The organism is Pseudotabrizicola sp., assembly GCF_030656345.1.
GTDB lineage: Bacteria > Pseudomonadota > Alphaproteobacteria > Rhodobacterales > Rhodobacteraceae > Pseudotabrizicola.
Genome location: NZ_JAUSNR010000031.1, coordinates 18053 through 38110, shown reverse-complemented (window position 1 = coordinate 38110; position 20058 = coordinate 18053). Strand labels below are relative to the sequence as shown.

At 64.3% G+C, this 20058-nt stretch carries 24 protein-coding genes; 2 read left to right on the top strand and 22 right to left on the bottom strand.

Annotated elements, in window-relative coordinates:
- On the top strand, positions 1-102 hold a 102-nt coding region (locus tag Q7J44_RS23340; RefSeq protein WP_370692967.1), incomplete at its 5' end, for an IS3 family transposase.
- Here the strand turns inward: Q7J44_RS23340 and Q7J44_RS17890 are convergent.
- The 16 genes from Q7J44_RS17890 to Q7J44_RS17815 all read right to left on the bottom strand — a co-directional run bounded on the left by Q7J44_RS17890 (position 99) and on the right by Q7J44_RS17815 (position 12698).
- A complete protein-coding gene (locus Q7J44_RS17890; protein WP_304882246.1) occupies positions 99-368 on the bottom strand; it encodes a hypothetical protein in 270 nt (89 codons plus the stop codon). The genes Q7J44_RS23340 and Q7J44_RS17890 overlap by 4 nt on opposite strands.
- 45 nt (positions 369-413) lie before the next feature.
- On the bottom strand, positions 414-1250 hold the full coding sequence (locus tag Q7J44_RS17885; RefSeq protein ID WP_304882244.1) for an ABC transporter permease: 837 nt from the start codon (positions 1248-1250) through the stop codon (positions 414-416).
- 11 nt (positions 1251-1261) lie between these two features.
- Positions 1262-2614 carry an LLM class flavin-dependent oxidoreductase gene (locus Q7J44_RS17880; RefSeq protein WP_304882243.1) on the bottom strand — a complete coding sequence of 451 codons (1353 nt, stop codon included), beginning with the start codon at positions 2612-2614 and terminating at the stop codon, positions 1262-1264.
- Between the two features lie 21 nt (positions 2615-2635).
- Positions 2636-3532 carry a TauD/TfdA family dioxygenase gene (locus Q7J44_RS17875; RefSeq protein ID WP_304882241.1) on the bottom strand — a complete coding sequence of 299 codons (897 nt, stop codon included), beginning with the start codon at positions 3530-3532 and terminating at the stop codon, positions 2636-2638.
- Between the two features lie 92 nt (positions 3533-3624).
- Positions 3625-4188: an FMN reductase gene (gene msuE / locus Q7J44_RS17870; RefSeq protein ID WP_304882239.1), complete on the bottom strand. Its 564-nt coding sequence runs from the start codon at positions 4186-4188 to the stop codon at positions 3625-3627.
- A gap of 125 nt (positions 4189-4313) precedes the next feature.
- Positions 4314-5693: an FAD/NAD(P)-binding protein gene (locus Q7J44_RS17865; RefSeq protein ID WP_304882237.1), complete on the bottom strand. Its 1380-nt coding sequence runs from the start codon at positions 5691-5693 to the stop codon at positions 4314-4316.
- Positions 5693-5866: a hypothetical protein gene (locus tag Q7J44_RS17860; RefSeq protein WP_304882236.1), complete on the bottom strand. Its 174-nt coding sequence runs from the start codon at positions 5864-5866 to the stop codon at positions 5693-5695. The genes Q7J44_RS17865 and Q7J44_RS17860 overlap by 1 nt, the downstream gene beginning before the upstream one ends.
- A gap of 103 nt (positions 5867-5969) precedes the next feature.
- Entirely contained in the window at positions 5970-6563 is a 594-nt protein-coding gene (locus Q7J44_RS17855; RefSeq protein WP_304882235.1) for an alpha/beta hydrolase, read from the bottom strand.
- Positions 6564-6575: 12 nt separating this feature from the next.
- A complete protein-coding gene (locus Q7J44_RS17850) occupies positions 6576-7157 on the bottom strand; it encodes an alpha/beta hydrolase (protein WP_304882233.1) in 582 nt (193 codons plus the stop codon).
- Between the two features lie 120 nt (positions 7158-7277).
- On the bottom strand, positions 7278-7751 hold the full coding sequence (locus tag Q7J44_RS17845) for an Lrp/AsnC family transcriptional regulator (RefSeq protein ID WP_150282250.1): 474 nt from the start codon (positions 7749-7751) through the stop codon (positions 7278-7280).
- Positions 7748-8125: a hypothetical protein gene (locus tag Q7J44_RS17840; protein ID WP_304882230.1), complete on the bottom strand. Its 378-nt coding sequence runs from the start codon at positions 8123-8125 to the stop codon at positions 7748-7750. Before Q7J44_RS17840 ends, Q7J44_RS17845 begins: the two co-directional genes overlap by 4 nt.
- A gap of 12 nt (positions 8126-8137) precedes the next feature.
- Positions 8138-8857 (bottom strand): sulfate/molybdate ABC transporter ATP-binding protein, encoded by a 720-nt coding sequence (locus Q7J44_RS17835; protein ID WP_304882228.1) that lies wholly within the window; start codon positions 8855-8857, stop codon positions 8138-8140.
- A 13-nt stretch (positions 8858-8870) separates the two neighbouring features.
- Positions 8871-9734 (bottom strand): sulfate ABC transporter permease subunit CysW, encoded by an 864-nt coding sequence (gene cysW, locus Q7J44_RS17830; RefSeq protein WP_304882226.1) that lies wholly within the window; start codon positions 9732-9734, stop codon positions 8871-8873.
- Between the two features lie 287 nt (positions 9735-10021).
- Positions 10022-10861, bottom strand: a complete 840-nt coding sequence (cysT, locus tag Q7J44_RS17825; RefSeq protein WP_304882225.1) for a sulfate ABC transporter permease subunit CysT — start codon at positions 10859-10861, stop codon at positions 10022-10024.
- A gap of 3 nt (positions 10862-10864) precedes the next feature.
- Positions 10865-12052: a sulfate ABC transporter substrate-binding protein gene (locus Q7J44_RS17820; protein ID WP_304882224.1), complete on the bottom strand. Its 1188-nt coding sequence runs from the start codon at positions 12050-12052 to the stop codon at positions 10865-10867.
- Between the two features lie 178 nt (positions 12053-12230).
- On the bottom strand, positions 12231-12698 hold the full coding sequence (locus tag Q7J44_RS17815) for an Rrf2 family transcriptional regulator (protein ID WP_304882248.1): 468 nt from the start codon (positions 12696-12698) through the stop codon (positions 12231-12233).
- Positions 12699-12839: 141 nt separating this feature from the next.
- On the opposite strand from Q7J44_RS17815, the gene Q7J44_RS17810 reads away from it, so the two are divergent.
- Complete coding sequence (locus tag Q7J44_RS17810) at positions 12840-13298, top strand: Lrp/AsnC family transcriptional regulator (protein ID WP_304882223.1); 459 nt, start codon at positions 12840-12842, stop codon at positions 13296-13298.
- A gap of 75 nt (positions 13299-13373) precedes the next feature.
- On the opposite strand, the gene Q7J44_RS17805 is transcribed toward Q7J44_RS17810, so the two are convergent.
- From Q7J44_RS17805 to Q7J44_RS17780, 6 genes are read right to left on the bottom strand one after another with little or no spacing between them, the layout of a single operon-like run.
- Positions 13374-14075: a VIT family protein gene (locus Q7J44_RS17805; RefSeq protein ID WP_304882221.1), complete on the bottom strand. Its 702-nt coding sequence runs from the start codon at positions 14073-14075 to the stop codon at positions 13374-13376.
- On the bottom strand, positions 14072-15979 hold the full coding sequence (locus Q7J44_RS17800) for a heavy metal translocating P-type ATPase (protein ID WP_304882219.1): 1908 nt from the start codon (positions 15977-15979) through the stop codon (positions 14072-14074). The genes Q7J44_RS17805 and Q7J44_RS17800 overlap by 4 nt, the downstream gene beginning before the upstream one ends.
- A 5-nt stretch (positions 15980-15984) precedes the next feature.
- Positions 15985-16965, bottom strand: coding sequence for an FAD:protein FMN transferase (locus Q7J44_RS17795; RefSeq protein WP_304882217.1), 981 nt, complete (start codon positions 16963-16965; stop codon positions 15985-15987).
- The gene (locus Q7J44_RS17790) at positions 16946-19153 is read right to left on the bottom strand and encodes a PepSY domain-containing protein (protein WP_304882216.1); all 2208 of its coding nucleotides are present in this window, start codon (positions 19151-19153) and stop codon (positions 16946-16948) included. The genes Q7J44_RS17795 and Q7J44_RS17790 overlap by 20 nt, the downstream gene beginning before the upstream one ends.
- A gap of 11 nt (positions 19154-19164) precedes the next feature.
- Complete coding sequence (locus Q7J44_RS17785) at positions 19165-19635, bottom strand: DUF2271 domain-containing protein (protein WP_304882215.1); 471 nt, start codon at positions 19633-19635, stop codon at positions 19165-19167.
- Between the two features lie 38 nt (positions 19636-19673).
- Positions 19674-20042 (bottom strand): hypothetical protein, encoded by a 369-nt coding sequence (locus tag Q7J44_RS17780; RefSeq protein WP_304882213.1) that lies wholly within the window; start codon positions 20040-20042, stop codon positions 19674-19676.
- Positions 20043-20058 lie beyond the last annotated feature (16 nt).

Here is a 20058-nt window from a genome sequence, read left to right as displayed (position 1 = left end):
ACCGCCATCTTCCAATACATCAACGGCTTCTATAACCCGCGCCGTCGGCACTCAGCATTGGGAGGCAAAAGCCCCTTGGCCTTCGAACGTCAAGTGGCCTAAACGAGGACTGGGAGCGGCACAAATACGTGACAAGACCAGCCCGAGGCCAGGGCGAACAGAGATTCCGGCCCGCCGCCGGCATAGCCGACGTTTTCCAGCGTGATCCCGGTGCCCTCGAAATAGCCGAGGTCGTAGGCGAGTTCATGGGCCGATACGCCGCCATGGCTGGCGAGGAAGCGCAAGGTGACATCTTCGGCAAGTGCCGCGCTGGATATACCGAGCGTCAGCGCCGATGCCGCGATGAAAGATTTCAGTTGGATGGTCATGTCAGTTATCCTTAAGTTTTTGTAGGTTGGGTTGATTACAAAGATTCAGTGGTGCGCCGTGCTCCAGCGGCATAGGCGGCGCTGCAGAACGACGAGCACCCAGTTCGCGCCGAGGCCGAGGAAGGCCAGCAGGAAGATCGCAGCGAACATCAGCGGGATCTGGAAGTTGTACTGGGCGTTCATCACCTGAAAGCCGAGGCCCTTGTTCGCCCCGATCATCTCGGCCGCGATGAGCAGCAGCAGGGCGGTGGTGGCCGACAGCCTCAGGCCGACAAAGATCGCGGGAACCGACGCAGGCAGGACGATGCGGCGGAATACCGTCGCACGCGATGCGCCAAAGGTACGCCCCATCTCGATCAGCTTGCTGTCAACTTCCTTCACGCCGCCGATGGTGGCGAGAAGGATCGGGAAAAGCGTGGCCCAGAAGATCACAAATATCTTGGAGCCCTCGCCCAGACCCAGCAGCAGGATGAAGACGGGATAGAGTGCCAGGGCCGAGGTCTGCCGGAAAAGCTGAAGGATCGGGTCCAGCGCACGCTCGACAGCTCGGATCTGCCCCATGAAGAGGCCAAGAGGGATACCGAGCGCCACCGCAGCGGCAAAGGCAAAGCCCGCACGTTGGAGCGAGATCGCGATGTCATCAATCAGCGCGCCGGACGACAGACCCGTCCAGAGGGCGCTGGCCACCTTGTCGATGGGCGGAAAGACCGCCGGATTGAGCCAGCCCGCCGTGCTTGCGATCTGCCATCCGGCAAAGAAAGCGACTAGCAGGCCATAATCTGCCGCCAGGGTGCGAGCGCGCCGCCCCAGCCCCAGAAGGGCTGCCGAGATGTCCGCAACCTTTCGGCCCCGAACGTCCGTTTCCGAAATCTGATAGGTCATTGGTCTCTCCTCTATTCGGCGGCTTGCGCGGCGGCGCGCGTTTCAGCATGGCAATTGACGGGAAAGGGAAGCCCGAGGTTCTCGCGCAGCGTGCTGCCCTCGTAAGCAGTGCGGAACAGGCCACGCCGCTGAAGTTCGGGGACCACCAGATCGACGAAATCGTCGATCGCCGTGGGAAGCCAGGGCGGCAGGATGTTGAACCCGTCCGCCGCCTCGTTCTCGAACCACTCCTGCAGGGTGTCCGCGATCTGTTCGGCCGTACCAATGACCGTGTAGTGACCGCGCGCCGAGGCGACCCACTGGTAGAGCTGGCGGATGGTGAAGTCATTTTCGTCGGCAATCTGCCGGATCAGGGTCTGGCGCGACTTCATGCCCTCAGTCGGCGGCGCAGGCGGCAGCGGACCATCAAGATCGAGGCCGTTCAGATCAAGCGTGCCGCCGGTCAGGCCGTTCAGCAGGGCGATGCCGTCCTCCTCGAGAATCAGCGACGTCAGCCGGTCGTATTTCTCGCGTGCCTCGGCCTCTGTCCGCCCGACGAAGGGCGAAACGCCGGGCATGATAAGGACATGAGATGGATCCCGCCCGTTTCTGACCGCACGCGCCTTGATGTCGCGATAGAATTCCTGCGCGGTGTCCAGCCGCTGGTGCGCGGTGAAGATCACCTCGGCCGTGGCCGCCGCCAGCGCACGCCCGTCGTCGGATTGCCCCGCCTGCACGATCACGGGATGGCCCTGCGGCGAGCGGGAGACGTTCAAAGGTCCCTTGACCTTGAAATGGGTGCCGCGATGGTCCGTCGGATGCACCTTGGCGGTGTCGAAGAAGACGCCGGATTCCTTGTCGCGGATGAATACGTCATCCTCGAAACTGTCCCAAAGCGCCTTGACGACCTCGACATGCTCGGCGCCACGGGCGTATCGGTCGGCATGGGCCGGCTGGGTGTCGTGGTTGAAGTTAAGGGCGGCGGCTGCGCTGCCCGTGGTCACGACGTTCCAGCCTGCCCGCCCGCCGGAAATCAGGTCGAGCGAGGCGAATTTCCGGGCCGTGTTGTAGGGTTCCTCGTAGCTGGTCGATGCCGTTGCGATGAAGCCAAGGTTTGTCGTCAGCGGCGCAAGAGCGGCGAACAGCGTCACCGGCTCGAAGCCCGCCACCTTGGCGTTGCCACCTTCCATGCCGCCCCCGAACGCGACCGCCAGGCCGTCGGCGAGGAAATAGGCATCGAACAGGCCGCGTTCGGCGGACAGGGCGAGTTGCTTGTGAAACTCGAAGCTCGTGGCCCCGTCAGCCGGACTGTCGGGGTGGCGCCAGGCGGCCACATGCTGTCCGCCTCCGGGAAGGAAAGCGCCGAGTTTGATCTGTCTGGTCATGGTCTTCTCCTTGAAGGAAATTCAGCGAATGGCTTTTGATGTCGAACCGTCGGCACCGACGGGAGCGGTTCCGGCGATGGTCACGCGACGCACGACACGGCGGGCATCGCCGTAATCGTTCACGGCACGATGCTGTGTCGCCCGATTGTCCCAGATGGCGACGTCGCCCTCTTGCCAGCGCCAGCGCACGGTGTTTTCGGGCGAGGTGACGTGGTTCTGGAACACCTCGTAGAGCTTTGCGGATTCGAACCGGTCGAGACCCTTGATCCGCTGCACGAAACTGCCCAGAAGGATATTCTTCTCGCCGGTTTCCGGGTGGACATGTACGAGGGGATGCTCGGTCTCGAACACGGTGGAGCGGAACACCTCCTCGTAGTGCTTGCGGTCGACCTCGGTGGCGCGGGGCCGCTGCGCAGCGTAGTCGTAGGCGTTGCTGTGAACTGCCCGCAGGCTTTCCGCGAGTTGCTGCAGGGGCGCGGGCAGATCGTTGAAGGCTGTCGCGGTATTGGCCCAGACCGTGTCGCCGCCGACCGCGGGAATGGTCACGCCGCGGAGCACAGAGTATCTCGGATAGTCGGGCACGAAGGTAACGTCGGTGTGCCACTGATCAGCCCGGCCCCCGTGATCGGAATCGAGTTCAAGAATGGCCTCGCTGGCGTCGCGGATCTTCTGGGTCGGATGCGGCACCAGCGCGCCAAGGCGGCGCGCAAATGCCTCCTGACCGGCATCGTCGAGATCGTGCTGGCCTCGAAAGAACACCACCTTGTGCAGGGCGATGCGCGCCTTGATCTGATCGACCAGGCTGTCCGGAAGGTCCCCGCTCAGGCGGATGTTACGGATCTCGGCGCCGATTCTGGGGGTGAGCGGTAGCACGTCCGCGTCGGGCAGCGTCGCTAATAGTTGGTCCTGAATGGTCATGTGATGTCTCCTTTGTCTGGACAAGACTTCGCCGTTGCCTGACGCGCATCTGCGGTCAGGATGACGAGGTGTTGGGTTTGCTTGGTGGTGGCTCAGGCGGCGGTGCTGATGGGTCTTGCGACCTCCCTGCCCGACTTTAAAGCGCCGACAAGCTGGCCGACCGCCGTCGTCAGGCGCGCAACGATTTCAGGTGATGTGACGACGCCCCCATCAAGGTCTGAGGACGCGGCATAGACACCTGTCGGCACGACCGCCGACTCGAAAAAGCCAAACAGCGGGCGCAGCTGATGTTCGATCACCAGTGCATGCCGGTGGCCGCCGCCAGTCGCGGTCAGCAATACGGGCTTGCCCCGCAACGCGTCCGGATCGATCAGATCGAAGAGATGCTTGAACAACCCAGTGTAGCTGCCCTTGTAGACGGGGCTGCCGACGACGATCGCGTCGGCAGCAAGCAGGCTTTCGACCAGTTTGCGTGCGTCTTGCCCAAGATCATCGATCCGTTTGGCTGTCCCCAGTGACGCGCCGAGATCACCCAGATCAAAGACGAGCCCACGAAGGCCTGTCCGGTGCGCCGCGTCATCGACAGCGGCTTGCACCAGGGAGCGGGTACGGGAGGGTTGGCTGAAGCTTCCCGCGAAGCCTACGATTCCGGCCATTTCATCACCTTTCACGATTATATCAGTCGTGTTTTAGGTGTATCGTTTTTAAGTAACTTTCTCCATTCCAAAGAAGAGGTTAAAAAGAGGGTATCCGCTCCGTTTCGAGTGCCTGAAGGAGAACTTCAGGCCCCTTGGCGGGTGGCAAGCTCCGCCGACCCGAAGACAACCCTGGCAAGGCGAAAGGTCTGTTCGCGGATGTCAGGAATCGCGGTGATCTCCCACAGCGCACCGCGCGCGGCCGGGCCGATCGCGAAAAGACGTGAGGACGGCCATCCGGACGCGTTGATCACTTTGGCGTCTTGTGTTGTGTCGAGACCAAGCTGCAATGGATCGAGACGGGCCGCCCGTCGATCCAGAAGATCGCGGATGACCGGTGTGGCGTGTTCGACCGGATCGCGGCGGATGCCGCGGCAGTCGATGACGTGATCGACGTCGTGAACACCTGCCTCCGCGCGGCCATGTGCCGTCATGTTGAGTCTGGTACGGCCATTGTCCTGAACTGCGGCAGTGTCGAAGCGCCCGCGAATAATAGACAACTGACCCCGCTTTCGGGCTGTCTCAATCCGGTCGGCCGAGATCGGTGGCATCCGGTGGCGGTGTACCTCCCAATAGGTCGCGGCATGGCGCAGGAAACGGGCGCGCTTTTCGTTGTCCCAGGACCGCCAGATTGCGGCGATATGCGGACGGATACCGTCCACCGCATCCCGCCACGTCCCTCCGGTGGCCTCTGCATCGCGCACCCGGTCACGCAACCATCGCAGAAGTGCGCTGACCGAAGCGCCCAGAGGAATGTCCTGCCGCCCGAGCTTGAGCGGCCGGGTCGGGGCGTGTACCTGCGGCAGAAGTCCACGGCGGGAGATGCACAGGACGGGCCCGCGATGACCGGCGGCGAGAAGAGTTACGACATGGTCGATCATGCTGAGGCCAGTGCCAATGATGGCCACGGTGGCGTCAGGATCGGCGGGGGCCGAAAAGTCCCACGCGCCGCGCAGGGGCGGTTGGGGATCGGCGGGCACGGCATGGCCGGTTGCCAGGACGGCGGCATCGGCCATCACCGAAGTTCCGTCATCGAGCCGTGCGATGATCCCGGTCGCTGTTTCCCGAAGTCCGATACAGGACCCCTGAACGCAGCGTAGTCGGCGCGCGTCCTCTCCGCCGCGCCACGGGTTGAGGAGATCGTCAAGATATCGCCCGTACGTCGCACGATCGACAAAGCACTGGTCCGTCGCGGCACGCCCGGTCCGCATCAGCCAATCCGCGAAATGGTCCGGCCGGTCGGGGAACGCGCTCATCTGCGCAACGCGGGTGTTGAGAAGGTGCTGGGGATGGGTGGTGCCATAGGCGATGCCGCAGCCCAGCATGGAACCACGTTCGATGATGGTCACCCGAATATCGGGGTGCCCGGTGCCCAGAAGATGCGCAGCCATCAGAACACCGCTCGCTCCGCCACCGATGATGACGACGTGATGCCAGCGGTCATGCAATGTCAGGTTTCCGTCCATCATGTCACCATGAAAAGAAGGCCGTAGCACAGGCCGATTGCCGCGATGGCAACCGCGCATATGATCCGGTCGGTGCGTTCGTCACCGACGGCATGCGGCTGCTCGGAGTCACTGATTGCCGTGATGTAGGCGGCAAGCCCCGGGTCGTATGCACAACAGGGAAACATGGTCATTCTCCTCAGGACAGTATGACGATGGCAAGAACCGAGACGTAGCAGACGGCAAAGATCGTCATGGGAAAGGCGCGCTTCACGGCGACGATGAGATAGTTGAAAGTCATCGAAACACCTCTGCTGCATGTAGTTCTGAAACGAAGCGCGCCCCCGGGGAGTGGACGGACATGCTGCCCCCCATGGGCCAGAGCAGATCGCGAAGCGCGCGCCCCTCGGGCCAAGGGCCGTAACCGGAGTCAACGTTGATATGCCCCGCCTCGCCCATGTCGATGAAGTCTGCATCCCACACTTCGGTAAGATCGCGCGCGCGCTCCTGGTCCATCCACGGATCGTTTCGACTGGCCACGACGATAGCGGGGACACCGAGGCCGACCTCCGGGATGTGGCCAAAGCCACGGGTGCGATTGCTGCGCGACGGTTCCGCCGGCGCCACAAGAAGCGCACCGGCGACGCGGATCTGTGGCCAGCCCGCAAGCAGCCGGGCGATTGCGACGGCCCCCAACGAATGGCCGACAAGAACTGCATCGGGATGGATCAGCGTCGCCGCCCCGATCTCGGTCAACCACGCGTCGGGAGTCGGATTGCTCCAGGAGGTTTGTTCCACGATTTTCGCCGTCGGATCGATGGCAGCCCACCAATGTTGCCAATGCGGGGTCGGCGAGCCGTCAAGGCCAGGGATCAGCAATGTTTTAATCATGATTCGCTCCTTTCAGAAGGCCCAGCGTTGCGCTGGCACCTCGCGGGCCTCGCTCGATGTGACGTATCGGCTTGCCCGGACGATCAGATTGTCTCGCAGCCCGATGCCTCCGGGCCATGGACCGAAGCCGCTTGCCTGATCGATATGCCCGGCGTCTCCGAGGTCGACAAACTGGCCACCCCAGTCGGACGCGAGGGACCTTGCCTGCTCGAGGTCGATCCATGGATCGCTTCGGCTACCAACGACCGTGGTCGGCACCGGCAGTTCATCTTGCTCTTTGCTGGCCAGCCGAGAGAATCTGTCGGCATGGAGACGGCGCGCCGGCGCCACCAGAAGGGCTGCGGCAACGCCAGGGATCGCCAGGTTCGCCAAGGCCCTGGCCACGATCATGCAGCCTGCACCATGGGCGACGAGAACCAAACCGGGCTGCGCCGCGATCCTGGCAGCGACAAGCGCTGCGCGGTCATATTGCTCCGGGTCCGAGGCGGCAGACCAATCCAGCACCTCTGCGTCCCGCTCGATCCGAGCCCACCACGATTGCCAGTGGCCGTCAGTGGTTCCAGCAGGGTCCGGAATAAGAAGAGTCTTGGTCATGGCAGTCTCCTTTCACGTTAAAGACTACCATGTTTGTCGTGTATTAAGATTCTAAATTTCGTGCCGCGTGGAGAAGGTGAGTCTCCCGGAGGGGAACAGTGCATGCGCAGCTTCGGGCTTCTAGTCCGTCGAGATCGGCCAGGCAGTCGTGCGCAGAATCACTTCCATCGAGAATTTGGACGTCACGTTTCGGCAGGGCAGCGCGCGGGTCAGCTGCAGGTAGAATTCGTCAAAGGCAGCCATGTCTGGCACGCGCACCTTGATCAGGTAATCCACGTCTCCGGCCATACGATGCACCTCGACGATGCAGGGAAATGCCGTGATCGCGTCGCGAAAAGCCGCACGCCACTCGGACGTGTGGTCCAAGGCTTCGATTTCGACGAACACGGCAAGGCCAAGCCCGATCTTCTCGGGATCGACGATGGCCACCCGGCGCTGGATGATGCCCGCAGCTTCGAGCTTCTGGACACGCTTCCAGCATGGCGTCTGTGACAAGCCAACCCGCTCCGCGAGCTGCGCGACGGGCAAAGTGGCGTCCCGCATGAGTTCATGCAGGATCTTCCTGTCGATCCTGTCGAGATCCGGCTTGCTCATCTTTTATCTCCAGACAAGGCTTCACCCCAAGGCGACGCGAGACGATCGAACAGCAGCCGTTCTGCCAACATCTGTGTCCATGCCTCGGGCTCTTCATCCACGATCCCGAGCGCGTGAAGCTGGCGAAGGCGGAGCGCATCCCATGCCCAGGTGTCGTTCTTCCATGGCTCCGGGAGGACGATCGCACGCAGACGTCGCAAGGCGTCGGTATGGTTCCGCCAAACGGTGAACCACCGCAGGGAGGCCGCCCTCATCTTCCAGCCTTGTGGCAGGGGCGGCCCCATGACCGACGCATATGGCCGCATGGGCCGGGTCGTGAGCAGCAGCGCAGCCTGTAGACAGAATGAAGCTTGCTGATCAGCATCGTGTCTCATGCCCGCGCGCCATCACGCCGCGGTGAAATCGCGCACGAAGTCGCTGGCGGGCTTCGCGCGGATATCGTCGGGTTTGCCCACCTGTTCGATGCGGCCCATCGACATGACCACGACAAGGTCGGCCAACTCCATCGCCTCCTCCTGGTCGTGGGTGACGAAGACGGTGGTCAGGCCGGTGCGGTCGTGGATCTCGCGCAGTCCCTGACGCAACTCCTTGCGCACCTTGGCGTCGAGCGCGCCGAAAGGCTCGTCGAGTAGCAGCATCCGTGGCTCGATGGCGAGCGCGCGGGCCAGCGCCACGCGCTGCCTCTGCCCGCCCGAGAGCTGGTTGGGATAGCGGGTGCCGATGTCAGGGAGCTGGATCAGGTCCAGCAGCTTGTTGACTCGGCGTCCGACTTCCGCCTCTGCCGGGCGTTCGCGGCGTTTGCGGGCGCGCAAGCCATAGGCAATGTTCTCGAACACCGTCATGTGCTTGAAGAGCGCATAGGACTGGAAAACGAAGCCCGCGCGGCGTTCCTGCACGCTAAGGCCCGTGGCATCCTGCCCGCCAAAGAGCACACGGCCCGAGGTCGGGAATTCGAGGCCCCCGAGGATGCGCAATAGCGTCGTCTTGCCCGACCCCGACGGCCCGAGCAGAGCCACCAATGCCCCCGACGGGATAGACAGCGACACCGGGTGCAGCGCGCGCGTGGTGCCGAATTCCTTGGCCAGTTCCTCGATCTCGATATTCATGTCGTTTCCTTTCTCAATGACGCCGCGTGGCTGCCAGCAGGTCCGCATGGCGCCATTCGAGCAGGGATTTCAGCAGAAGTGTGAGAAGCGCCAGCATCGCCAGCACGGCGGCCAGCGTGAAGGCCGCGACCGCGAGGTACTCGTTGTAGAACATCTCGACCATCGTCGGCATCGTCGCTGTCTCACCCCGGATCTTGCCCGAGACGACGGCGACGGCGCCGAATTCGCCCATGGCGCGCGCATTGCACAGAAGCACGCCATAAAGCAGCGCCCAGCGGATGTTGGGCAGCGTGACCGTGAAGAAGGTGCGCCATCCGCTCGCTCCCAGCGTCAGCGCGGCTTCTTCCTCGGCACGGCCCTGTTCGATCATGACCGGGATGAGCTCGCGCGCGACGAAGGGGAAGGTCACAAACAACGTGGCCATGATGATGCCGGGAAAGGCAAAGACGATGGGCATGTCGTTGGCGATCAACCATCCCCCGAGCGTGGAGTTCGCCCCGAACAGCAGCACCAGCATCAGGCCCGCGACGACAGGCGACACCGCGAAAGGCAGGTCGATCAACGTGATCAGGAACGCTTTCCCCGGAAAGTCGAACTTGGTGATGGCCCAGGCAGCGGCGATACCGAAGATCGCGTTGATCGGCACGGCGATGGCGGCGATGGTCAGTGTCATGCGGATTGCCGCCTGCGCATCGGGCAGGCGCAATGCGTCGATGACCCCGGCCCAGCCTTGCTTTAGCGCCTCGACGAACACGGTTACGAGCGGCGCAAAGAGGAACAGTACCACGAAGGCGAGCGACAGGCCGATCAGCAGTGTGCGGATCAGTGGCGGCTCGGTGGTGACGGGCACCGGGCGCGAGAGGACGATGTCAGACATTCACGGCTCCGTTGTAAGAGGATGGCCAGAGGCGAAATGAACACCTCCGGTCGTTGCAACCTGAAGGTTGTTCCGCTGCCGCGTCGGCTTCCCAGATCAGCAAACCTAAGAGAAAGGCAGGGCCTGCAAAGAGCCAAGTGAGCAGCGTCCAGACCCATGCTCCGCTGAGACCCCAGACGAGGACAGCAAGGGCGATACCGCCAAGCCCAAAGATGGTGGCAAGGGCAATGCCCGTCCCCGGAGGCGGGCGCTGTTCGTCCGCGCAGGTGCAGCGGCGTGTTTCTCTATCAAGCATGACCAATCCTACGTCTGCTCCAGGTCTGGATGGCGTTGATGACAAGCAGCATGGCAAAGGAGATGACCAGCATGGCGATCCCGATCGCGGCAGCCGCGTCGTAGTTATATTCCTCGAGCCGGATCACGATCAGCAGCGGCGCGATCTCGGTAAGGTTCGGGATGTTGCCCGCGATGAAGATGACTGAGCCGTATTCCCCGACCGACCGCGCCAATGCGAGGGCGAACCCGGTCAGCAGCGCGGGCGTCAGCGTGGGCAGGATCACGCGGCGGAGCGTATAGATGCGGCGGGCCCCGAGCGTGGCGCTAACCTCTTCGAGGTCCGCCTCCAGTTCCTCAATCACCGGCTGGACGGTCCGCACCACAAAGGGCAGCCCGATAAAGATAAGGGCGACCAAGATGCCGAGTTCGGTATAGGCGACCTTGATGCCGAGCGGCGCCAGCGCCTGACCGAAGACGCCGTTCGGCGCGTAGAGTGCTGTCAGCGCGATCCCTGCCACCGCCGTGGGCAGCGCGAAGGGCAGGTCCACGGCCGCGTCGATGAAGCGCCTGCCCCAGAAGCGGTAGCGCACCAGCACCCAGGCCAGCAACAGCCCGAACACCAGATTGAACAATGACGCGAACAGCGCCGCACGGAAGGACAGCGCCAGCGCCGACCAGATCCGGCGGGAATTGACCATGTCCCAGAGGTCGGCCGGGCCGATCATCAGGCCACGCCCCAGCAACGCACCGATGGGAAGCAGGACCACGATCGACAGCACCGTCATCATGATCCCGAAGCTCAGCCCAAACCCCGGGAGGGGAGAGGGCGAGCGGAGAATACTCGCCCTCATGTCTTACTCCTCGTAAATCTGGTCGAAGATGCCGCCGTCGCCGAAGTACTTCGGCTGAACCTCGGGCCATCCGCCGAAATCGCTCACATTCACGAAGTTCACCTCGGGGAAGCGCGCGACATCTTCCGGCGCTGCGGCAGAGGTATCCCAGGCGCGATAGAAGTGCTTCAGCGCCAGCGCCTGCGCCTCGGGGCTGTAGAGATGTTCCAGATAGGCTTCTGCCGCCGCGCGTTGCGCATCGGAGGTGATGTTGCCATCGACCAGCGTCACCGGCGGCTCTGCCAGGATGGAGACCGAGGGGACAACGATGTCGAAGGCGTCCTCGCCCAGGCTTGCGAGTGCCAGAAACGCCTCGTTCTCCCAGGCCAGAAGGACGTCGCCGACGCCACGCTGGGTAAAGGTCGTGGTCGATCCACGCGCCCCGGTGTCGAGCACCGGCACGTTCTTGTAGAGGGCGCCGACGAACTCGGCCGGGTCGAGCCCGTTCTGTTCGGCATAACCCCACGCCGCGAGGAAGTTCCAGCGGGCGCCACCGGAGGTCTTGGGGTTGGGGGTTATGACCTGAACATCTCCTGTCACCAGATCGTCCCAATCCTCGATCCCCTTGGGGTTGCCGTCGCGTACGAGGAACACGATGGTCGAGGTGTAGGGCGCGGAGTTGTGCTCCAGCCGTGACTGCCAGTCGGCAGGGATCTTGCCCGTCCGTTCGGCGATCTGGTCGATGTCAGCCGACAGCGCCAGCGTCACGACCTGCGCCTCGAGTCCGTCGATCACTGCCCGGGCCTGTGCTCCTGCCCCGCCATGGGACTGCTGGATACTGACGGCCTCGTTGCCCTGCTCCGTCCACCATGCGTTAAAGAGCTCGTTGTATTCCCGGTAGAACTCGCGGGTCGGATCATAGGAGACGTTGAGGATCTCGACGCTCTCCTGCGCGGTCGCGGGGACTGACCCCGCAAAGCTCAGTCCGAATGCCGCGACCGTCGCCATGATGCCGCCGCGCAGGTGCCCGCCGGTCAAGGCCTTACGGGACGCGCTCGGAATACTGACCGCCTCGCTCGTCTTGCGGGTCGCAATCGGGCGACCGGACAGCCGCGCGTGGCCTGCGTCGATCTCGATTCGGCCGTGGCCAAGACTTCGAATGAAGGTGCCCTGGGCGAGCGTATGCCCGCCAATCTGGATGGTGTGATACATGGCCTGTCCTTTGCTGATCCCTGTCAAACTTTGGTGTCAGGTCGGCGGGGCAGCGGACACGGACGGTCAATCCCGCCCAAGCCGCACCGCCTGCGCCGCCTGACACGTTTATTACGACAGAGTTACTCGTGTTTAGCAAAGGAAAAATCACGCTCTTTTCAGTCGTGATTATGGAACATCATTCTCCGGCGGCCGCCTTGGGAACAGCGAAACGCTCCAGGGCTCGCGCATCTTCCTGCAAATCAGCGAGCGTCAGAGACTCAATCATCAGGATGTAGGTGGCGTAGAAGCCTCCGAACACGGCACGTACCCTGCAGGTCTCCTCGTCTTTGCAGTCATCGCAACGCCTGTAGGCCTTGCGAGACAAGCACGGTAGCGGCGCCATAGGTCCATCTATCAGACGCAGAACCGCCGCCAGCGACACCTGCCGGGGATCCTTGATCAGTTCGTAGCCACCCTTCCGACCTCGTCGGCTGCCAATCATTCCGCCCCGCTTAAGATCAAGAAGGATGTGCTCGAGGAACCGCTTTGGTGCTCCCGATCGCTCGGCGATATCCTCGATTCGCAACGCCTCAGCGTCTCCTGCCTTCTCGTCAGCAAGCACCATGAGTGACTTGAGCGCGTACTTGGTCTTTTGTGTGATCATCCGCTCAACGTGGTCCCGAAAAATGCGAGTTATTTGGTCGTTTTTATCAAGTTTGCCACGAAAAGCGAGTGCAAACCCATAAATACGATAAAGATGATCGCCAATTGATGGAAGAAGACGCGATGACACACCAGCTTAGACTTGAGGATCGTCAAAATCCCGCATCATGCCTTGGGCGTCGGCGTTGTCGGCATCGCCGAGCAGGTCGGGCTGTCACCGACGCACTGCTGGAAGCGCATACAGAAGCATGAGGAGTCTGGCGTGATCCGCGCCCGCGTGGCGCTGCTGGACCTCGACGCATTCGGCCTGTCGCTAACCGCCTTCGTGATGGTGGAAGCAGTGGAGCACACCGCAGAATGGCGCGCAGAGTTCCTCTCCATTGTTGAAGCGCTGGAGCCGGTTCGCGACATCCATCGTCTGGCCGGAAGCCATGACTTCATGTTGCGGGTGGTGGTGGCGGACATGCCGGCCTTCGACGCTTTCTACGAAACCCTGACATCAAGCATCAGGTTGCGCAGCGTGAGCTCGGTTTTCGCACTGGAACAGGTGAAAGCCAGCACGGCGCTGCCATTCTCGGGGCTGTTTCCAAACCGGAACTAGGACCAGTTGCTTTGTTGACCTTGTTGCACACCGGGAGTGTCGTGGCCTCGCAACACGTTTACACCCCATTGTCTCCTAGCCTACGGCGACCCCGAAGAGTGCACCGACCCCAGCTGTCGCGGCCATTGCGAGTGCGCCCCAGAGCGTGACCCTTGCCGCCCCACGGACGAGGCTTGCTCCGCCGACAGAAGCACCCAATCCACCTAGAACCGCGAGGCCGAAGATCGTCGATACCGCCACCAGGAGAGCGATCTCCGCCTCCGGGACAAGCAGCACGACGATCAAAGGCAGCACCGCCCCAACGGCGAAGGTCAGCGCGGACACCAGAGCCGCCTGGATAGGGCGGGCCGTCACGGTTTCCGAAATGCCGAGCTCGTCGCGCGCATGCGATCCAAGCGCGTCGCGTTCGGTCAGTTGGACAGCCACTTTTTCCGCTAGGTCGCGGTCCAATCCCCTTTCAACATAAATCCGGGTCAGTTCCTCCAGCTCGGCCTCGGGCGTTTCCTCGAGTTCACGGGTCTCACGGGCGAGGTCGGCCTGTTCGGCGTCTGTTTGCGAGCTGACCGAGACATACTCCCCCGCCGCCATAGACATCGCGCCAGCCACGAGACCGGCTAGCCCGGCGATCATGACCTCGGGCTTGCCGGAGCCCGCTGCGGCGACGCCGACGACGAGGCTCGCGGTCGAGACGAGACCGTCGTTGGCGCCGAGAACGGCGGCCCTCAGCCAGCCGATGCGATGCACCATATGGATTTCAGAATGTGATAGACGGCTCATGGCGTGGCTCCTTGAACGATGTCAGCTTGCTCTGACATGATGGCCTGTGGTGTGCCCGTAGCTGGCTCCTGCGGCGCGATGCGCAGCGCTCGCAGGGCGTTCAGGATCACGGCAACGTCGATCACCTCCTGCAGAAGCGCGCCCTGAACCGGGGTGAGGTAGCCGAAAGCGGCCGCGATCATGCCCATGACAGACAGGCCGATCCCGGCGACGACGCTTTCGACCGCGATCCGGCGCGAGGCACGCGCGATCTCGATGCCGGGCCCCAGCCGGTCGATCCGGTCGACGAGCAGCACCACGTCGGCGGCCTCGGCCGAGGCCGCGGCGCCCCGTGCCCCCATCGCCACGCCCACATCGGCCGCGGCCAGGGCGGGCGCGTCGTTGACGCCGTCACCCACCATCATCACCGGCCCGTGCTTGCGTTCGGAGAGCACCAGCAGCACCTTTTGATCCGGCGTCAGACCGGCCCGCAGCCCGTCGAGGCCCAGCCCCTCGGTCACACGCTCGGCCACGTCCGCGCGGTCGCCGGTGGCCAGAAGGATGCGCGAGATCCCTTGGCGGCGCAGACCGTCCAGCATGGCACCCGCTCCCTCGCGCAGCGGGTCGGACATGACGAGGTGCCCGGCCATGTGACCGTCAACTGCCACTGCGACAAGGACCGATCCGGCGCCCTTGGCGGGGTGATCGCCCCCCGGTCGCCCGACCCGCGACGCCACGAAAGCGTCGCCCCCGACGATCACCTCGCGGTCCTCCACACGACCCAAGACCCCTTCGCCCGGGATCTCAGCCACCTCTGTCGGAACGGGCAGTGTGAAGCCCCGCGCCTTTGCGGCGGCGACGATGGCCTGCGCCACGGGGTGTTTCGATGCCTGATCGAGCGCGGCAGCGAGGCGCAGGATGTCGTCCTCGGCCATGCCATCGTGGCTATCGATCGAGATTATCTGCGGACGGCCATCCGTCAGCGTCCCCGTTTTGTCGAGGATCAGCGTGCGGATGCGCGCCATGGTTTCCAGCGGCCCCGCGCCCTTGATCAGCACGCCAAAATGCGCCGCACGCGACAGGCCGGCCACGAGCGCAACCGGCACGGCAAGGATCAGCGGACAGGGCGTCGCGACCACAAGCACGGCGACGGCCCTGATCGGATCACCGGTGAACCACCAGGCGGCGAATGCGATGCTGACCGTAACCGCGAGGAAGCCCAACGACCAGCGGTCGGCAAGCCGGGACATCGGCGCCTTCGATGCCTGCGCTTCCTCGACCAGGCGAACGATCCCGGCATAGGTGCTGTCCTTGGCCTCGCGCGTCGCCGTCAGGTCGAAGGCCTCGCCCGCGTTGGTCGAGCCGCTCATCGCGTCGGCCCCGCGCGCCAGCCGCACCGGGAGGGACTCGCCGGTCAGCGCCGCGGTGTCGAGGAAGGCGGTGTCGGACGCCACCGTGCCGTCCACGGGAACGACATCGCCCTGCCGGATCAGCAGGCGATCGCCCGGTGCGATCACTTCGAGAGGCACATCCTCAAGACCGCCGTTCCGGTGCCGCGTCGCGGTCCGGGGTACGCGAGATAAAAGATCCTTCATCGAACGACGTGCACGGCCCTCAGCGAAGGCTTCGAGGAAGGTGCCTCCAGAATACATCACTGCGACGACAGCCGCAGCCAAGGTCTCGCCGAAGACAAGCGCCGCCGACATCGACAGCGCGGCAACGATATCGAGGCCCACCTCGCCACGCCCAATGCTCCGGACGATTTCGACCACAAGCGCTGCGAGCGCGGGAACAACTCCTGCAATCCAGATCAGGTTCGCAATCTCTGGTTGGCCCGCAAGGTAGAATGCGAGTCCCACGATCAGCCCGGTTGCGGCCATCAGCAGGAGTGCGGTCTTGAAGCGATCGGTACGGGTCTGTTCCATGCGGCTCATCTTCCCCCGGCTGAGGCGATTGCCGCTGGTTCTTCGGAAAAAAGACGCCCGACTCCCACGCCCCTTGCACTCCCGTCATCATCGCGCAGAAGAAACAAGACGTCGAGTCCACGTTGTCTTGCGAGGACCGCACCCCTCTCCGCACCGAGCACCATCAGCGCCGTCGCCCAGGCGTCGGCCTCGGCACAGGTGCGGGCAACGACGGTGACGGAGGCGGGCGACGCGATCAGCGGCGCCCCACGTCTCGGATCCATAGTATGCGACAGGCGTCGTCCCTGCACCTCGACGCAGTGGCGGTAGTCACCGGAGGTCGCGACGGCAGCGTCCTGAAGTGCCAAGATCGCATGCGGCGCCCGGCGCTCAGCGTCCGGCGCTTCTACCGCGATGATCCATGCCTCGCCATCCTGCCGGACGCCCATTGCACGCATCTCACCATCGATGCCGACAAGGGCATTGCCAATTCCGTGTTCGCGCAGGGTTTCTGCCAGCCGGTCCACGCCATGACCCTTGGCGATGCCGTTCAGATCCAGCGCGATGGGCGCGATCTTGCGCAGCTGCATCCCTTCGATCTCCAGCACCTCCTGCGCCGGGCGGCGGGGGGCGTCCATCGCGGCGCGGATGCCCTCGGGCGCGGCGGCCCCGGGCCCGAAACCCCAGGCCGTCACCGCATCGCCCATGCCGATATCGAAGGCCCCGCCCGAGGCGCGCCCGATCTCGAGCCCGAGGCTCAGGACCGCGCGCAGTTGCTCCGGCACCACCACCCAATCGCCCACCGGCGCCGCGTTGATCCGCATCAGGGCGCTGTCTGGTTTCCAGGTCGACATCTGTGTGTCCACCTCGTCTACAGCCGCCTGAAGTGCGGCGCGGATTGCATCCGTGTCGCGGCCCGCTTCCGCGTAGAACTGCGCCGTCCAACGCGTGCCCATGGTGGGGCCGTTCAGGGCGATGCGCGCGCGCTCAGTAGACATCTTCGACATAACGCCCCTCCGCCTTCAGAACTGCGGGCGTCAACCCGACTGGTGAGAGAATTTCGGCCAGCGCATCGGTCACACCCATGGCCATGTCGCGCCCGCCGCAGACCATCACGCGGGCCCCGTTGCGAAGCAAACGCGCAACTTCGGTGGCCTCTCCACGCAGCGCGTCCTGCACGTAATGCGGACGCGTCCCGCGCGAGACGGCAGTGACAAGCCGAGTCAAGCGCCCCTCAGCCTGCCAGCCGGGCATTTCTTCGCCATAGAAGAAATCACTGTCCGCATGCCGCATGCCGAAGAAAAGGTGCACGGACCTGTGTCGCGCATTGCCGCGAATGAAGCCCGCCAGCGGCCCGATGCCGGTGCCCGCCCCGATCAGGATCAGCGGGGTGCGACCGCGACCGGCGTGAAAGTCGGGATTGCGCCGCAGGAAGGCCCGGACCGTATCGCCCGGTTCCAGCGCGGTCAGCTGGCCCGAGGCCAGACCGCCCGGATGCTTGCGCACCACGATCTCGACGAACCCGTCGCGTCGGCCCGAGGCCAGCGAATAGAGGCGCGGCACCGGGCTGCCCTGTGGCAGGACGCCGATCAGGTCGCCCGCCTGGAACCGGGCAAAGCCCGCGCCGGTCAGCCGCTGCCACGGCGTCTCGCGCGGCAGGGCGAAGCGCAGGATCGCGGCCCCCGCCTGCATTTCGGCCCCGTAGTTGCGCCGTGAGACGAGGGTCAATGTTTCGGTGCGCGGCGAAACGGGCTGGTGAGAAAGCTCGAGAGAGATGCCAAGCATCTCGCCAAGCGCGCGGCCCCAGCGCGCGAAATCCTGCGGCGATTGCCGGTCGATCGTGTCGAGAGGCAGAAGCTCGGGCCAACCTTTCGCCTTTGCCGCTGCCGTGACGTCCTTGGCGAAAGCGCAATAGGCCGGAAAACTCCGGTCGCCGAAGCCGAGAACGGCAATCGGAAAGTCGAGCGCTCGGTCTGTGGCGTTCAGCCGGTCGAGAAAACCCTTGGCCGAGGCGGGCGCCGCCCCGTCGCCATAGGTCGCGGCCAGCACGATGATGCGCTGCCCACGGGCGTAACGCGCAGGCGCGAAGCCCGACATCGGGCCAACATGGACGCCCTGCCCCGCTGCCGTCAGCGCGGCATGCAGGGTCGCGGCGAAGCCCCACGTGCTGCCACCCTCGCTGCCGACAAGAATGATCGTCTCGGCACGGCCCGCGGGCTGGTTGCCCCGGATGCGCGGCCGCCCGCGCCGCGCGGCAAGCCAGATCAGGACGCCGGTCACGCCCATCGCCGGCACTCCGAGCGCCATCATCCCGAGCACAAGGCCGAGCGTCGCGGCCCCCTGCCCCGTGTGCAGCATGTAAATGGTTTCCGAGACGCGCTCCCACCCGGTCAGGTCGGCCCATGCCATGAGCGCGCCGGTTCCCTGGTCAAGATAGCCGGTGCCCCGGTCGGTCTTCAGTGTGAACACGTCCGTCGCATCGCCGGGATAGGGAAAGCTCAGTTCGCGCAGCTCGGCGACGGGCGTCTGCAGCAGCGTGGCCATCTGATCGAGAGCGAACCCAATCTCTCCGCTCACTTCGGTGGGATCAGCCGGCAGGACGCCACCGTCCGGCAAAAGATCGAAGGTGGAGGCTATCATCCAGAGGGCGGTGGTGGAGGACAGAACGAGGCCGATGACGGTGATCCGGGCGATCTCGACATGCAGCCTGCCCGCGAACGGACCGCGCAAGGACGCGAACCAGTGCCGCCATCCGCCCGCCCGTCGCGCAACCAGCGCAGCACCCGAGAGCGAGAGGACCAGCATCGCCGCGGCCCCGGCGGCCATGGCGATGCGCCCACCATCGCCGAGGAAGAGCGAGCGATGAAGGTTGGTGAGCCAGCGAAGGGCCTGGTTCGGGTCGGCCGAGGCCACGCCCGCGCCCGTCGCCGGGTCGATCACGGCAGCACCCGGCGCGCCCTGATCGAACCAATAGGCGGTGATCCGACCGGAGGGCGACCGCCGGATCTGCTCGACGCCCGGATGGACGACCTGGATGCGGTCCGCGAGGGTGGCGACTGTCAGGCCAGTCTCCACCTGCGGCGCGGTGATGCGCTCGACTGTCGGAAAGACCGAGAGCGCAGCGCCGCTCAGGCTCAGGATCGTGACGAGCGCGAGTGCCAGAAGACCCGGCCAGCGATGGAGTGTACGGATCATGGCCCTGCCCCTTACATGTCGTAGGAGAAGTTGGCGATGTAGCGCCGCCCGGTCACCGGAGTGCCCGCACCATCGGACGTAAGCGGCACAGCCACCTCGGTCGGGCTGTCGCGCATATCCTCGACCGCCGCGTCTATGTGAAGCGTGTAGCCCGCATCGAACAGCGCGTCGGCCAGATCGAGCGTGATCTCGAGACTGCGGCCCGCGCCAACGCTGGCGCCGGTGATACCGTTTACCTGCGCGGTATCGCCGCCCGTGGCACGGTACCAGTCGCTAAGATGCTCGTAGTACTTGGACTTGTCTCCGGCCATCCAGAGACTGCCGACATAGGCGCCCGAGGCGTCGGTAACGTAAAGCGCGAGGTAAGCGCCGTCGCCGCCATAGTTGTTAAGGGTGGTTGTGAGCGTCACGGGCCGTGCCATAGCGAGGCCGGGAAGCGTGAGTGCGGTGGTCAGCGCGAGCGTTGCGAGAAGTGATTTCATCGTATGGATCCTTGTTCGGAGAGGGGCTGCGAAGCGGCTCAGTTCACCTGAACCTGCGGAAGGGCGCCGTTTCCGAAGAGGCCGTTCTGCGGAGGAGCGACCGTGCCGGCGGGCGCGGGATTGCGGGCGCCACCGCGGCATTCGTCGTCGTCATCATCGTCGTCGCAGTCATCATCGTCTTCGTCATCGTCGTCGTCGTGTCCGCGACGCGAACCGTCCCGCCAGCGGTCGTCGTCGTCATCGTCGCTTGCGGGAATGAGAGGCATGTCTTGTGAGGCGTCATCAAAGAGCGCGGCAACGGGCCGAAGCATGCTGTCGGCCGGGGCCTGCATCGCGCTCCAGGCAGGAACGCCGATGGCGGCGGTCAGCGCCGTTGTCGCTGCGAGAAGGGTCAGGGTCTTTTTCATGGCAAGGTCTCCTTTC

Coding starts and splice junctions, on each gene's coding strand:
- Q7J44_RS17780 (WP_304882213.1), bottom strand. CDS start 20,042: ATGAAAAAGACCCTGACCCTTCTCGCAGCGACAACGGCGCTGACCGCC.
- Q7J44_RS17815 (WP_304882248.1), bottom strand. CDS start 12,698: ATGATCACACAAAAGACCAAGTACGCGCTCAAGTCACTCATGGTGCTT.
- cysW (WP_304882226.1), bottom strand. CDS start 9,734: ATGTCTGACATCGTCCTCTCGCGCCCGGTGCCCGTCACCACCGAGCCG.
- Q7J44_RS17885 (WP_304882244.1), bottom strand. CDS start 1,250: ATGACCTATCAGATTTCGGAAACGGACGTTCGGGGCCGAAAGGTTGCG.
- Q7J44_RS17875 (WP_304882241.1), bottom strand. CDS start 3,532: ATGACCATTCAGGACCAACTATTAGCGACGCTGCCCGACGCGGACGTG.
- Q7J44_RS17855 (WP_304882235.1), bottom strand. CDS start 6,563: ATGATTAAAACATTGCTGATCCCTGGCCTTGACGGCTCGCCGACCCCG.
- Q7J44_RS17850 (WP_304882233.1), bottom strand. CDS start 7,157: ATGACCAAGACTCTTCTTATTCCGGACCCTGCTGGAACCACTGACGGC.
- Q7J44_RS17865 (WP_304882237.1), bottom strand. CDS start 5,693: ATGGACGGAAACCTGACATTGCATGACCGCTGGCATCACGTCGTCATC.
- Q7J44_RS17890 (WP_304882246.1), bottom strand. CDS start 368: ATGACCATCCAACTGAAATCTTTCATCGCGGCATCGGCGCTGACGCTC.
- Q7J44_RS17840 (WP_304882230.1), bottom strand. CDS start 8,125: ATGAGACACGATGCTGATCAGCAAGCTTCATTCTGTCTACAGGCTGCG.
- Q7J44_RS17785 (WP_304882215.1), bottom strand. CDS start 19,635: ATGAAATCACTTCTCGCAACGCTCGCGCTGACCACCGCACTCACGCTT.
- Q7J44_RS17860 (WP_304882236.1), bottom strand. CDS start 5,866: ATGACCATGTTTCCCTGTTGTGCATACGACCCGGGGCTTGCCGCCTAC.
- Q7J44_RS17790 (WP_304882216.1), bottom strand. CDS start 19,153: ATGATCCGTACACTCCATCGCTGGCCGGGTCTTCTGGCACTCGCGCTC.
- cysT (WP_304882225.1), bottom strand. CDS start 10,861: ATGAGGGCGAGTATTCTCCGCTCGCCCTCTCCCCTCCCGGGGTTTGGG.
- Q7J44_RS17805 (WP_304882221.1), bottom strand. CDS start 14,075: ATGAGCCGTCTATCACATTCTGAAATCCATATGGTGCATCGCATCGGC.
- Q7J44_RS17795 (WP_304882217.1), bottom strand. CDS start 16,965: ATGTCGAAGATGTCTACTGAGCGCGCGCGCATCGCCCTGAACGGCCCC.
- Q7J44_RS17800 (WP_304882219.1), bottom strand. CDS start 15,979: ATGGAACAGACCCGTACCGATCGCTTCAAGACCGCACTCCTGCTGATG.
- Q7J44_RS17845 (WP_150282250.1), bottom strand. CDS start 7,751: ATGAGCAAGCCGGATCTCGACAGGATCGACAGGAAGATCCTGCATGAA.
- Q7J44_RS17880 (WP_304882243.1), bottom strand. CDS start 2,614: ATGACCAGACAGATCAAACTCGGCGCTTTCCTTCCCGGAGGCGGACAG.
- Q7J44_RS17820 (WP_304882224.1), bottom strand. CDS start 12,052: ATGTATCACACCATCCAGATTGGCGGGCATACGCTCGCCCAGGGCACC.
- Q7J44_RS17835 (WP_304882228.1), bottom strand. CDS start 8,857: ATGAATATCGAGATCGAGGAACTGGCCAAGGAATTCGGCACCACGCGC.
- msuE (WP_304882239.1), bottom strand. CDS start 4,188: ATGGCCGGAATCGTAGGCTTCGCGGGAAGCTTCAGCCAACCCTCCCGT.